Here is a 14,158-nt window from a genome sequence, read left to right as displayed (position 1 = left end):
CTGCTTAGAGGTTTACATTTATTCCGATGTTATACACTTTCTGGATCGGATAGCTGAAGCCATTTGAGGCCAGCTCCGGATCCCAGTCTTTAAACCTGCTCCAGGTGAGTGGGTTTAAGGCATTGAAATAGATCCTGCAGTTAGACAGAAATGCTTTTTTCGATAACTTATCAGGGAAAGTATAGCCAATTTCTATCGACTTCAGCCTGATGAAAGCACCATCACGCATCCACCATGAACTGGTTTGGAGGTTGTTGCTGATTTCTGAAGAAGTGGTTCCCAAACGTGGGTATTTGGCGTACAGATCCTGGTTTTCTTCCGTCCAATGGCTATCGGCAAAGGGCTGAAGTACCTGCCTGTTAGCTAAAAATGGACTAACCTGTGATGGATCGATAAAGAAACTCGTGCGACCTACCCCCTGGAAAAAGAGTGAAAGATCGATCTTTTTGAATCCCATTGATAAACCTGCGCCATAAACAATTTCAGGGGTAGACGGCAGACCAATAAAAACCTGATCAGCTTCAGTGATCTTTCCATCATTGTTTACATCGGTATATTTTATATCTCCTCCCTTTGGTGCAGATGCTCCGGCACCAAAAAGCTGTGTTGGAGAAGCAGCGGCTTCCTGGTCATCAACAAAAAGACGTTCGGCAATATAGCCCCATCTTACCCCGATTTTCTGTCCGGAGAGTATCCGCCATGGCTCTTTGTAGGCTGGCTGTTCGTATTGTCCGTATTTATTTTGTGAAAAGGTAAAATTCATCCTGCCCGACATCCAAAATCCGCCCCTAAATGTTTTACTATAATCGGCAGAAAAATCTATTCCCCTCGAATCTGCAGTACCTAAGTTTGCGCTCACGCCCGATTCTAAACCCATACTCGAAGGAATCGAGGCACGTTGCATCAAGATGTTGTAACGGTGTTGTTTATATACCTCAGCTATAATATTCAGGCTTTTAAATAAGCTGATCTCCAATCCAATATTGGTCTGTCTGGAAGTTTCCCAGGTAACCGCATCATTGGCATAATTGGTGATGCTAACACCTGGTCTGCTAACGCTATTGCTTTGCCCGAAATAAGCCGGATTACCACCATTCAGGTTCACATTCGACAGGTAGAAGAAACGTTGTGCACCAATGGCATCGTTACCCACCAGACCGTAACTTGCACGCAGTTTAAGCTTATTCACGGTATGTGCTAGCCCACCATCCCAGAATTTTTCATTAGAGATTACCCATGAGCCCCCAATGGTAGGAAAGAAACCAAACCTGTTTTTCTCGGCAAAACGCTCCGATCCGTTATAACCAAAATTAAATTCAGCAAAATACCGGTTATCATACGAGTAGCCTAACCTTCCTGAAAGGCCTACGTTGCGGTAAGGAAGCGAATATTGAAGGCTGGATAAATTGGTAGCCGGATCGATGGCATTGGCATATAAACGCTGTTGCCTGGTTGCAATTAAGGTACTGCTGATGTTATGTTTACTACCGATTTGCCTCGAGTAATCTACAACCGCCTGCATGTAAACAAAAGTATTGATATCCTTAAATCCTGGTTCGAAACTCAGGTATTCTGAGGCCTGGCCAGGCTGGTTATTGATCCAGTTGAGGCTATATTGATTGCTGATCCTATCATAGGATGCTACATTGTAAAAAAACGGAGAATATTGCCTGGTCAGGTCGAAATAGGAATATCTGTTGGTGTTAAAAAGTCCTTTAAAGGTCAAACCCTTTGTTAAGAACTTCAGGTCCTGGTTCAACTCTAACTGTGCCGACATTCTTGACCTGGAGAAGGATTTATATCCTTTCATCATGTCTGCATAAGGATTGGAAAAACCCACGGTATTTCCAGTACCCTCTGTTGAGCTATTTCCAAAAAGAATGTGTGTATCTATACCCAGCGATGGATCGGCAGGGTAAAATGCAGGAAACAGTACCGGGCTGGTATGTAGTGCCTTTTTATAAAGATCGGCAGAAAAAGAACCGTCGTCGGTAATTGGTCCGTTGTACTCATCAAAAGTACCCGACAGCCTCAGTACCACCTCGGTGGTAGGCGTAACATTGATGTTGACATTGGAGCGGAGCTGATAATTTTCGAGCTTTACATTATTGTTGAAGTTATTTACCGGGCTCACTTTTAGTATCCCATTATCGCGGTTGTAAGATGTACCGATATAGTATCTTGCAATCTTACCGCCACCGCTTACACTCCCGTTCAACCGTTGGTTGTTGGTGCTGGTTTTAAAAAGTTCATCTATCCAGTTTACGGCAGGATAAACATACTTGTTGCTTCCTGGCGCACCACTCAAGGTCTGCTCGCGGTTGTAAATATCATTTTGGCTAAACCTGGGCACCGCTAAAGGATTCCTTGTGGTTAGCGCCTCATTGTACATCTTCATAAAGGTAATGGGATCGGCAATTTCGAGGTTTTGAGTAGACTGTGAAATGGAGTTTTCAAAACGTACATTTACCTTCGCATTGCCTTCTACACCTTCTTTGGTGGTCACTAAAATTACCCCATTGGCACCCCTGGCACCATATAAAGCAGTTGCACTGGCATCTTTTAATATCGAGAAACTCGCGATGTCATCAACCTGCAACCTTGCCAAATCAGTTGGCGTGAGTTCCACGTTATCCACCAAAATTAATGGATCTTGCTTGTAGCCAAATGTGGTTACCCCGCGGATAAAAAACGTAGAATTATCCAATCCGGGCTGGCCGCTCCGTTGGTAGGCCACTACCCCGGCAATCTGTCCGGCCAGGGCATTGGTTAAATTGCTTGATGGGATTTTCAGTTTTGAAGGTGTGATACTGGTAACCGATCCTACCATGGCTTCTCTTCGCTCTTTTTTTCCAAAAGCAGTAACCACTACATCAGAAAGATTGTTATCATCTGAATGTAGTATCAGGTCTACCTTGAGTTTTAGTGGATCAGCAATAAAAGTAGTTTGCCTGAAACCTACAGATGAGACTACCACGGTTGATTTAGCCGTAGCATTCAGGGAAAATTTACCATCGCCATCGGTAATAGTCCCCATAGCACTCTGCCCTTTTACCTGAAGGCTAACCCCGGGTATACCTAAACCAAGAGAATCTTTAACGGTTCCGGTAATCTTGATTGTTGCGCCCTGCTGCGCAAAAGTGGGGCTGCCCAGGAACAGCAAACAGGTACTGAATACCGAGAGCAGTATCCATATGTTCCCACAATAAGGCAAACGCCTTATCCTATCAGTAAAATTTTGGTTCATAAAGTTTGGTTGGTTAAGTGTTGATTTATTTCAAAAAAATATTGATCAGATTAGTTAGATTGATCAGTACAGTATTCCCTTAGCTCAAATAAAACCGAGACAAGGGAAAAGCGCTTAAACAAATTAGCCGGGTCAGCATATGATCCGGCTAAATGTTTTATTTTATTACCTTCTTTCGTTGAACACGCCCAGCTCTGCAATTGCAGGCGCGCTATCAAAATCGCTAATGCTTACCTTAATCTTCTCGCACCAGATGCGCTCGAACCTAAAAATGCTCACCTTTTTTTCGCCCTCATTTTTTGCCGCTAAAGCGTTCCATTTGCCATTTGCATAATATTGGAAGCTATAAGTGGCTTTTCGGTTATTACCTGCAGTTAGCACAACCATGTTGCACGGAACAGCCTTTTCGAAGTTCAGCTCATACCATGGCGATTTTACGGTGTGATTTGAAGACCAGCTCGAACCAAAATCATCATCATTGGCAAAATCCATAATGTTCATATCATCGCCCCAGCTACTGTTGCTCTTAATGTGCTTCGCAATATTGCTAGAAATGATCGGAGCCGGATGCGCTGGTATGCGTGGAAGAGCTGCAGGCTTCTTATAAATCTGCCCCATTTCTTTAAGTGCCGCTAACGCGTTATCATCAATCAGGCCATTTTTGCCCGGGGCTACATTCAATATAAAATTGCAATATGCGCCATTATAAGGAATGATAAACTTGTTAACCAGCTCAGTTACATTTTTTACAGGAGTAGTTGGAAAAGATGTTTTCCAGAACCAGTTGGCCTGCAATGGAAGACATGCGAGTGCGGGAAGCTTATTATTTTCCTTCGAAATAAACTGGCCGGCACCTTGCTCGTAAGATTTGATATCAGTGTAGAACAGCGCCTGTGTAGGGTATTTAGCCGCATTCAGATCCATTACCAAACAATTTGGCTGTAATGATTTAATTAAATAATAAATATCTTCAAAAGGTACCTGATCATAAGAAATCCTCGACCATGGTGCATCCCATCCATCGATAATTAAGGCGGTGATCTCACCATAATTGGTCAACAGTTCGGTAATCTGATCTTTAATCATCTTTACACGCTCCGGAGTAATCTGGTTTGGACGAATGCCATGGTGGGTATCCAATATAGAATAATATAACATTACCTTTAAACCATTCTTACGAAATGCATCAGCGTATTCTTTCACCACATCGCGTTTTAGTGGCGTATTCATTACATTATATGCGGTGGTTTTGGTATTCCAGATTGGAAATCCACTGTGGTGTTTGGTTGTTAAACAGCCATAAGTCATGTTAGCAGACTTTGCTGCTTTTGCCCATTGATCTGCATCGAGCTTCGGCGATTGAAACAACGAAAGATCTGCATCAGGATCAGACCAGTCCTGATCCATAAAGGTAGGCATGCCATAATGAATGAACATACCCAGGCCAAGATCAACAAAATCCTGTTGAAGTTCAGGCAAAGGTTTATTGGCTGATTTTTGCTGGGCCATTACCGGGTAAATAGATATTGTTCCCGAGACAATAAGTAATAATGATAAAATCCTTTTAAAGGTCATTTTTCTTCTTTTTGGTTTATGTATCTGTGTTAGTTGTTGAATAATGATTGCGGTACAGATTTTTGTCAATCTCTTTCAATCAAGAAAAATCCGGTTAAACGGCACCATTTATTTTTCAATATTCAAAACTACATCTGAGATAGACGAAATTTGTCGAACGAAACCGTAACAGAAACCTAACAAAAGCTTAACGTTAGGGTATTTATGAAATAATAGGCCTATTTTTAAGGGATAAAATGAAAGATCGCATATATAAGTCCGTGGTGTTGGTCAGTTTTCTGATCTTGCTCCTGGTACAGCTCAGATTAACTTATAATTCGTATGTACTGAGAGACAGAGATTATAGTTTAAAGGAAAAAACGCTGATAAACGATGAATATGGACGCAGTATATCGGATGATAAGGTTTTTAGCGGGGGTGGAAAAATCATCGATTCAGTCCTCTCCAGAAATATGCCGGCGCTTAAACAAACTTACCTGACTAACAGGACAGCATTTAACAAACTTTCGCAACGCGTGAGCGATACGCTGCTAACGGAGCTGCAAAAGGAAAGTTCGATGGACAGTGTTTTTCGCTCCATTGTAAAAAGAAACGGGCTGGACGCTAACCTTCAATACCTGCTCACCTTCCAGCAAATAGAAGTAAATTTTGACACCAAAATCGGGAATATCACCATATTCGACAGTAAGACCGATACCCAGTTTAAGGCAGACCAAAAAACGCCTTATGGTGTGATCATTGATGGTACACTGACCAATCCAACTATTCAAAACAGGGTAACCAACCTTTCGGTTAGTGGTAAGCTGGTTTACGATTTTAGAATTACCTTTAATCTTTTTGTCGATCCTCCTGGCCGTACTTTAAAAGTGGCTTATCAAATGCTCCCGACATTTTCGCTCGTTGCACTTTGTATTATCATTATTGTTGGCATTAATTATTATACTTATATCAGCTGGATGCGGCAGAAAAAGGAAACCGACATTAAATCTGATTTCCTGAACAGCATTAAGCATGAATTTAACACACCGATTACTACGATATTGGTGGCAAGCAAAAGTTTGCATGAAGATGAAGTGCTCAACGACAGAAATCGCGTAAATGCGCTTGTGCATATTGTAGAAAGGCAGGCCAGAAGACTCCACTCCCACATCAATCAAATGCTGGAGATTTCGGAAATCAACAACAATATTAATTTAGAGGAAACAGACCTTAATTATGAAGTGCTTACCCTGGTTAACGATTATAAAATAAAAGTCCAGGCACCAGATAGCCTCACCTTTGATCCTCATGGTTCTGAAATACTAATCATGATGGATCCTTTTGTGTTTACTACCATGTTACAGAATATCCTGGATAATTCCTTTAAACACAACCATAGTGATGTAAAAATGACGGTACTCTTTATTACGGCGCACAATGGCGGTTACATCCTACATATTAAAGATAATGGAAAGGGAGTTGAAGAGGCCATAAAGGAAAAAATATTCGATAAGTTTTTCCGTGCGGGCAAAGACAATACGGTTTCGGGCCTGGGGCTCGGGCTATATTATGTTAAACAATGTCTGGATATTCATGGCTGGGAAATTAGCGTAAGAACAGCATTGGGAAAAGGAACAGAATTTCTGGTGCACATTCCTGCCGGGCAAAGGGCGGACAGTATAAATCATTAATCCAAAAAATTATGCTTTATGATATCGTAATAATTGAAGATGAAATAGACCTGGGCAACGTGATTTCGGAATACCTGAAATTAAGGGGCTTTAGCGTACTTTGGTTTAAGGCTGCCACAGAAGCATTGGATTATTATGGCTCAAACCGACTCGATAACAAGCTGGTGATTATTGATGTGCAGTTACCAGACATGAACGGTTTTGATCTGGCCACTGAGATGGTAAAGATAAATACTAACCAGCCTTTTTTCTTCCTTACCGCACATAATGAAAAACAAGACCGCCTTCGGGGCCTCAAGATCGGTGCAATAGACTATATATCAAAGCCATTCGAAATCGAAGAATTAGTGTTAAGGATAGGAAATATCATCAATAAGTTTTCCAGCACGCCAAAGACCCCATCAGGATCCAGCCTGGGATTTATCAATATTGGCGATATCAGGTACAAAAAAGACCAGCTTTTTGTGCTAATGCCCGATAATAAAGAGGTTTCACTCACTGTAAGGGAATCTGAAGTATTAGACCATTTGGCAGGCAATATTAATCAGGTTGTTAAAAAAAAGGATATTTTATTAGCACTATGGGGAAATGACGATTATTTTAATGGAAAAAGCCTTGAAGTGTTCATTTCAAGGCTACGCAGGCTCTTTAAGGTTTCAGAACAGGTTAGTATAGAAAATGTATATGGATTAGGATACATTTTAAAGGTTAAATAATGGAGATCAATTAGCAATTGCGGGATAAATGAGGTTTGATCTTTACAATCAGTATCGGTGCGACTGCTTTCTTCCTTGATATCTCCTATTAAATTTCCAATCATTATCAACTAGTAGTTTACGCTATATGTTTGTTATATAAGGTAAAACCTTTGATATATAATGATACACATCAGTTTAGCCTCACTCACTATAACAGCATATCATTTCTCCCTACATGTAACATTCCTGTTAATTTACGGTTAATACATGATAAAATCATCGATCTACATACATTAAAAGACAACTAAATTTGATCTGACTAATAACTGAACAAAATCATGATCAAACTCAAAATTGCTTTTCTAGCCATAGTCATGCTCTGTTTTTTGCAGATCCATGCGCAAACGGTGCCCATAAACGGCAAAATTACAGATGAAAGCGGGGCAGCTTTACCGGGTATTTCTGTAAAGATTAAGGGTACATCCCTCGGTTCCTCTACAGATTCGCAGGGGAATTTCTCGATCAAAGGCGCAAATCCATCAGTGCTTGTATTTAGCGGTATTGGTTTCCAGACCAGAGCGCTCGCCTATACAGGACAAAACAACCTGGTGATTGTGCTTAAGGACGACCAGCAAAGCCTAAACGAAATTGTGGTAACTGCACTAGGTGTAAAGCGTGAAAAACGTAACCTCACTTATAGTTCTCAAGAGGTAAAAGGTGAGCAATTAACCCAAACCAAAGAGCCGAACTTGGTAAATGCCCTGGCCGGTAAGGTTTCGGGTGTTCAGATTACAAGTTCTTCGGGTACTCCGGGCAGTTCGTCAAGGATTGTGATCAGGGGAGCCAATTCCCTTTACGGAAACAACGAAGCCTTAATGGTTATTGATGGTATCCCAGTGAACAATGATGAAACCGGAAACCTGAATTCTGGCCCCGGAACAAATAGAATTGCCGATCTCGACCCTAATATCATTGAGAGCATCAATGTACTCAAAGGAGGAGCGGCAACAGCACTTTATGGGTCTGATGGTGCAAAAGGAGTAATTATTATTACAACCAAAGCAGGAAGCCAGAACAAAAAGCCTTCCTTGAGTTTTTCATCGTCGTTATCTCTGGAGAAACCACTTTTGCCCGAAATTCAGGATAAATATTCATTGGGATCTAATGGTGTGTATTTTGATGGGCTTACCCAAAAAACAAGTACATCGTGGGGAGCAAAGATGGACACCCTGAAAATAAACGGACAGCCGGCACAGGTATATAATCAGTCTGACTTATTTTTCAAAACAGGTAAAACATATACCAATACCATTGGATTAAATGGTGGCGGAGCATACAACTCCTATTTTCTTTCCTATACCAACCTTTCCCAGGAAGGCACAGTACCCACTACATCGTTTGACCGGAATACCGTTTTTGGAAAATTCAGCACCCAGGTTTTAAAGGATCTCAATATTACTTTTTCACTCAACTATGCCAATACAAAAAACACCAGGCTACCTGAAGGATATGCTCTTGAAAGCCCTGTATGGACTATTTTTACTGCACCAGTCTCCTATAATCTGGAGCCAGCCGTAAATCCGGATGGAACGCAAAGGCTGTTCCGTTTTTCAAGGAACAACCCATATTGGGTATTAGATAATATCAGCAATACTTCTGTAGTAAACAGGTTTTTACCGACTTTTAATGCTGATTACAAAGTATTGAGCTGGCTAACCATAACAGAACGTTTTGGTGCTGATGTTTATGTTGAACAGGGCAAATACCGCGAATCGTTACTCTCGGTTTCAAACCCTAATGGCCGGATTGTAAACAGAAACAGCAATTTCAGGCAATATAATAATGACCTGATCATCGGTGCAAACAAAAGTTTTGGCGATTTTACCTTCGATGCACTATTGGGCAACAACATACTATCAACCTATAGTGAAACTGCCAATGCCAACGGCCTGGGCATAACCGTTCCGGGATTTGATAACATCGGATCTACATCAACCGTACAATTTACCGAAACAAGTTATCTGAGCAGAAAAATAGGATTCTATTTACAGTCTAATATCGATTATAAAAAGTTCTTAATCCTCTCCCTTACCGGAAGGTACGACGGCACTTCGGTACTGGCCAAAAACAACAGTTTTTATCCTTATGGTTCTGCTGCTACGAGTTTTATCTTTTCTAATTTCTTTTCGAGGGAACTTTCTGATATCATGAGCTTTGGAAAATTAAGATTATCTTATAGTACCGTGGGGAATGCCAGCATCGGGCCATATAACCTGCTTACGCCGTACGAATCACAGACGGTAAGAAACATTGCCTTTCCCTATCAGGGGCAGTCGGGCTTTTTGATCAGTCAAACCTTAAGCGATCCAAACCTAAAAAATGAGCGGATCAACGAATTTGAGGTAGGTTTAGAAACAGGTTTCTTTAAAAACCGTTTAAGCCTGGAGGTTACCTATTTCGATAAAAAGACAAAAAACGGGATTATTCCTAATGTAGCGCTGGCACCATCAACCGGGTTTAACGCGACCAGTGTAAATACCGCATCGATGCGTAACAGGGGTATAGAGCTGCTTTTAAATGCGAAACCTATAAAAACTGAGGATTTTAGCTGGGATCTGACCCTGAATTATAGCAGGATCAGAAATAAAGTACTTTCGATCTACAAGGACCTGAAGCAGGTTGGCAATGGCTTTACCTTTATTTTTGTAGATCAGCCTTATGGGGTAATTTATGGTACCCGATACGCCAGGAACAGTGAAGGAAAACTGCTGATCGGTAATGATGGGCTGCCATTTGCTGCAGACGAACAGGGCATAATTGGTGATATTAACCCTGATTGGATGGCAGGAATTGTTAATAACCTAAGATATAAGCAGTTCACCATGAGTTTCTCTTTTGACATGAAAAAGGGAGGCGATATCCAGAACAATGTTGATGGCTATGGCTATTTCTACGGCACGCCAAAGGTTACCGAAGACCGTGGCCCACGTGTTGTTGAGGGTGTAAATGCGACTACAGGTTTACCCAATACGGTGTCTGTTTCAGGACAGGCCTATTACCAGCGGGCCAATGGTGTATTGGAATCGGTTATCCAGGATGGTACTTATGTAAAGTTGAGAAACGTTAGCATAGGCTATAACCTAAAACCAACATGGCTGCAAAAAACACCTTTTAAAACCATTGGTTTCCAGGTTACGGGCAGAAATTTATGGATATATGCACCACACTTTACCGGTGGAGATCCGGAAGTAAGTTCTTTTGGTTCTTCAAACGGATCTCAGGGAATTTATTCTTTCTCGACCCCAACATCCCGCTCGGTAGATTTCAGTTTAAAATTAACATTATAGGCCAATACATAAAAAAGAATCAATATGAAAAAGATAAATTTCATTCTAAGTTTTGCATTTATGATGGCTTTTGCCGGGTGCAAAAAATACATAGATGTTAACTATGACCCCAACAGACCGATAGATGTTAAGGAATCGCTCATGTTGCCCCCTATACAGCTGCTGATCTCCCAAAATATCAACGCATCTGGCGACGGGAATTTAAGTGTAGTGCTTCAGCAGTACCTGCAGGTAATGGCGCTGAACCAGGTAGCACCAAATTTCGGCACTTACCAGATGTATAACATTGATATGGACGGTGACTGGAACAACGTATACGTGCGCACGCTGAACAACCTAAGCCTCCTAAATGTAAAAGCAGCTGCAAACGGCAATTTTAATTATACCGCGATTTCTAAAATACTCACTGCGTATGCTTTGGGCTACGCAACCGATGCATGGGGAGATATCCCCTACAGTCAGGCTTTCAAGGGAATTGATGTAGCCAATCCTACTTACGATACCCAGCAACAGATATATACCCAGCTACAGCGCTTGCTAGACGAGGGGATTGCAGATATTGGCCGGAATGCTGGCTCAGCTCCCGGCAGTGATGACCTTATTTATTCGGGCGACATGGCTAAATGGAAAAAACTCGCCTACACCTTAAAAGCACGCTACTATATGCACCTGACCAAGTCACCTGGCAGTTCAGCTGCTGCCCAGGCCCAGCTTGCACTAACAGCGTTGAATAACGGCATGCAGAACAATAGTGATGACTGTAAGATAGCCTTTAGTGGTGCCGCGGGCGCCGAAAACCCTTGGCAGCAGAATTTTCTGCCCGGAACGACCTTCGTACTGGCTAATACTTTTGTCGATAACTTTACCGTTAGAAATGATCCAAGGCTGAGCAAAATGGTTAAACCAGCCGTGCAAACCGGCTTATATACAGGAAGACAGATCGGACTTGATGAAATCGGAAGTCTGGAATCGTATTCCATTCCATCTGATTTTTATGCAGGCGCCAGCGCAAAGAATTATCTGGTAAATTATACCGAAGCACTTTTTTTAAAGGCTGAAGCAACTTTTATTGTTTCAGGAGCATCTGCTGCCCAGCCATTTTATCAGGACGGTATTAAGCAGCACATGGAAAAACTAGGTGTAGTTACTACCGATGTCAATAGTTATCTTTCTTCGAGGGGCACGTTAAATTCTTCAAATGCACTCCGTCTGATCATTGAAGAAAAGTTCATCTCAAATTTTCTGAATCCAGAGAACTTTACCGATTGGCGCCGTACCGGTTATCCATCCCTAACAAAAGTTAAAAATGCACTATCCGATATCCCAAGAAGGGTTTTATATCCAAATTCGGAAATCACTGCTAATCCACAGCCACAACAAAAGGCAAAAATCACTGATCGTTTATGGTGGGATACCAATTAATACACAAATATTAGGTTATTGAATACTGCAAGGATACTCTTTTAAGGGTATCCTTTTTTGTTTTTTATAACGGCTATGCTGGTAGCCTGATTCCTCAAAAATCACCGCGAAGCAACTGATAAATACTGTTGCCATCTATTCTTTTACCCGCCCCAATTTCATTCGGTTTCAACATAGCTGTTTACTGTACAGTTCAAAAATAAACATAAACCACACCTGTGTTTTTTGTTTTTTTTCTTTAAGGAAAAAAAATAAGCGTAAAAAGAACGCTTATAAAAAATGTAATTTCTATAAAAAACTCAAAATAAGGCAGTAACAGCGAAAATAAAAAGAATTTGACCCCTAATTTTGATGAGATTACCCCTCACTACAAGCCCTTTTTTGTAGTTTATTTGTTTCAACCAAGTATAAAATACATGACAGATCCTAATTATCCGAGATTTACTAGCTGGGTAATTGATGGTTACAGGCAATTAAAAATTGATATAACCAGTTTTCCGAAATAAACCAACCGTTTAACCGACCATGAAAAACTAAATTATGCTACAAAACGTCCAATCACCTTTGCATTTAGAAACGCTGCTTGCATTGAAGATCATCAGAATCTCAAACTTCACCAAACCCCTATTTTTATTAATTCTTCAACCCAATTTCGTGAAGCCATTTATAACGCATTAATACGCTGTTAACAACCTTAATCTTTTCATACCGAAATTTCAGGTCCTGTTAACCAGCAGCTAATAATCTTTATTGCAATACAAATACCCTTACGGTTCACAAAAGCATCAATAAGCTTATTTAGCCAGTATGATCAGCGGCAATCTGTTCTGGGTGATGAAACCGGGCAATTTAAAATCGCTTTAACGGGTTCTACATTTCAAAGTACAAAAAGAGGGGCTCAACTAAATGGGTAGCATATGCCCTCTTTAAAATAACCAAACGAACAGATACATATGCCTGTTCATTCATCCTTACCTAATTTTTATGAAAACAAAATCTTCTACCTTAGGTCCATTCGGCATCTTTATGCTTGGACTCATTTTATTAGCCGGCAGTTGCAGAAAAGGCGACCTTCCGGATCCTGACACCACTAAAGACCCGCTTTCGATAAGGGCAAAATTGAGTGCAATACCACCTAACGAAACCCCATTATCCGCCACAAACGGCACCTTTTACATCGTGAACCGCAAAAGTGGAAAAGTTCTTGATGTTGGTGGATTTCAGACTGCAGATGGCGCTAATGTTTCACAGTACGCGGGTACTGGCGGAACAAATCAAAAATGGAATTTAACGCTACTGTCTGGTGGCTACTATTCGATTATTGGTGTGCATAGCTCCAAAGGTTTACAGGTAGACCAGGCAGGAACAGCCGACGGAAACAATGTAAATATATCTACCTACTCGGGAGCAACAAACCAGCAGTGGCTATTTACGTCGCTTGGCAACGGTTATTACCGTATTGTAAACAGAAACAGTGGCAAGGACCTTGATATAGCCAATCAATCAATTGATGATGGCGCTAATGTGGACCAATGGACTTACTGGGGAGGGGAAAACCAACAATGGTCTTTACTAACGGTTAACGCAACTGGCCAGCTGGGCTGGGTACTGAACAGTACAGGAGTACCTGCCGATGTAGTGACACGCATTACCAATGCCATGAACGATGCCTGTGCCAGGTATAACGCTGGTGCTAACTGGCCATCGCGCACGCTTACTGTACAATATAACACAGGTGTGCCGACAGCTGACGGCAGTACAAATGGAAATATACGTTTTGGTGCAAACACCAGTTACCAGAATGTACGTACGGCAATGCACGAAATTGCGCACACTTATGGCGTAGGAATAAGCGGCGGATGGACATCAAATACTTCTACAGGTGACTTCTTGGGAGCCAATACAGTTGCCCTTGTCAAGATTTTTGATGGTCAAAGTGGTGCGATACACACAGGTGGCGGGCATTTTTGGGCTTACGGCTTAAATTATGACAATGAATGGAGCGAAACAAATGCCTTTAGACATGTAAAATTAGTTTTTGCAATGCGATCTGACGGGATGTAGGTAAACAGATCTGCAGATATTATCGAATGGAATCGGCCTGATATTTAAATTAGCGATCAGGCCGGTTTTTGAACACATGTTATCGGATATAAAGAATCCTGATATTTTTCCATTTTCCGTAAGATTTGGTCACGG

At 41.4% G+C, this 14,158-nt stretch carries 7 protein-coding genes; 5 read left to right on the top strand and 2 right to left on the bottom strand.

Features of this window, described 5'->3' with window-relative positions; translation table 11 throughout:
- Positions 1 to 4 precede the first annotated feature (4 nt).
- On the bottom strand, positions 5 to 3,247 hold the full coding sequence (locus EZ456_RS15330; RefSeq protein ID WP_131531569.1) for a SusC/RagA family TonB-linked outer membrane protein: 3,243 nt from the start codon (positions 3,245 to 3,247) through the stop codon (positions 5 to 7).
- A gap of 165 nt (positions 3,248 to 3,412) precedes the next feature.
- Positions 3,413 to 4,822 (bottom strand): alpha-L-fucosidase, encoded by a 1,410-nt coding sequence (locus EZ456_RS15325; protein ID WP_131531567.1) that lies wholly within the window; start codon positions 4,820 to 4,822, stop codon positions 3,413 to 3,415.
- Positions 4,823 to 5,058: 236 nt separating this feature from the next.
- Here EZ456_RS15325 and EZ456_RS15320 point away from each other — a divergent pair, with 236 nt between their 5' ends.
- The 5 genes from EZ456_RS15320 (at position 5,059) to EZ456_RS15300 (ending at position 14,023) form a co-directional block, all read left to right on the top strand.
- Positions 5,059 to 6,492 (top strand): sensor histidine kinase, encoded by a 1,434-nt coding sequence (locus EZ456_RS15320; protein ID WP_131531565.1) that lies wholly within the window; start codon positions 5,059 to 5,061, stop codon positions 6,490 to 6,492.
- Positions 6,493 to 6,503: 11 nt separating this feature from the next.
- Positions 6,504 to 7,208, top strand: coding sequence for a response regulator transcription factor (locus tag EZ456_RS15315; RefSeq protein WP_131531563.1), 705 nt, complete (start codon positions 6,504 to 6,506; stop codon positions 7,206 to 7,208).
- Positions 7,209 to 7,528: 320 nt separating this feature from the next.
- On the top strand, positions 7,529 to 10,537 hold the full coding sequence (locus EZ456_RS15310; RefSeq protein WP_131531561.1) for a SusC/RagA family TonB-linked outer membrane protein: 3,009 nt from the start codon (positions 7,529 to 7,531) through the stop codon (positions 10,535 to 10,537).
- A 24-nt stretch (positions 10,538 to 10,561) separates the two neighbouring features.
- A complete protein-coding gene (locus EZ456_RS15305) occupies positions 10,562 to 11,959 on the top strand; it encodes a SusD/RagB family nutrient-binding outer membrane lipoprotein (protein WP_131531559.1) in 1,398 nt (465 codons plus the stop codon).
- 984 nt (positions 11,960 to 12,943) lie between these two features.
- Positions 12,944 to 14,023, top strand: a complete 1,080-nt coding sequence (locus EZ456_RS15300; protein ID WP_131531557.1) for an RICIN domain-containing protein — start codon at positions 12,944 to 12,946, stop codon at positions 14,021 to 14,023.
- The last annotated feature ends 135 nt before the right edge of the window (positions 14,024 to 14,158 follow it).

This window comes from Pedobacter psychrodurus (assembly GCF_004331735.1).
GTDB classification, from domain to species: domain Bacteria; phylum Bacteroidota; class Bacteroidia; order Sphingobacteriales; family Sphingobacteriaceae; genus Pedobacter; species Pedobacter psychrodurus.
The sequence above is the reverse complement of the archived record's forward strand: the minus strand, read 5'-3'. Positions and strand labels throughout refer to the sequence as shown.

Bases quoted from the DNA above. Each gene is read 5' to 3' on its own strand.
- EZ456_RS15330 (WP_131531569.1), bottom strand. From the start codon at position 3,247: ATGAACCAAAATTTTACTGATAGGATAAGGCGTTTGCCTTATTGTGGG.
- EZ456_RS15325 (WP_131531567.1), bottom strand. From the start codon at position 4,822: ATGACCTTTAAAAGGATTTTATCATTATTACTTATTGTCTCGGGAACA.
- EZ456_RS15320 (WP_131531565.1), top strand. From the start codon at position 5,059: ATGAAAGATCGCATATATAAGTCCGTGGTGTTGGTCAGTTTTCTGATC.
- EZ456_RS15315 (WP_131531563.1), top strand. From the start codon at position 6,504: ATGCTTTATGATATCGTAATAATTGAAGATGAAATAGACCTGGGCAAC.
- EZ456_RS15310 (WP_131531561.1), top strand. From the start codon at position 7,529: ATGATCAAACTCAAAATTGCTTTTCTAGCCATAGTCATGCTCTGTTTT.
- EZ456_RS15305 (WP_131531559.1), top strand. From the start codon at position 10,562: ATGAAAAAGATAAATTTCATTCTAAGTTTTGCATTTATGATGGCTTTT.
- EZ456_RS15300 (WP_131531557.1), top strand. From the start codon at position 12,944: ATGAAAACAAAATCTTCTACCTTAGGTCCATTCGGCATCTTTATGCTT.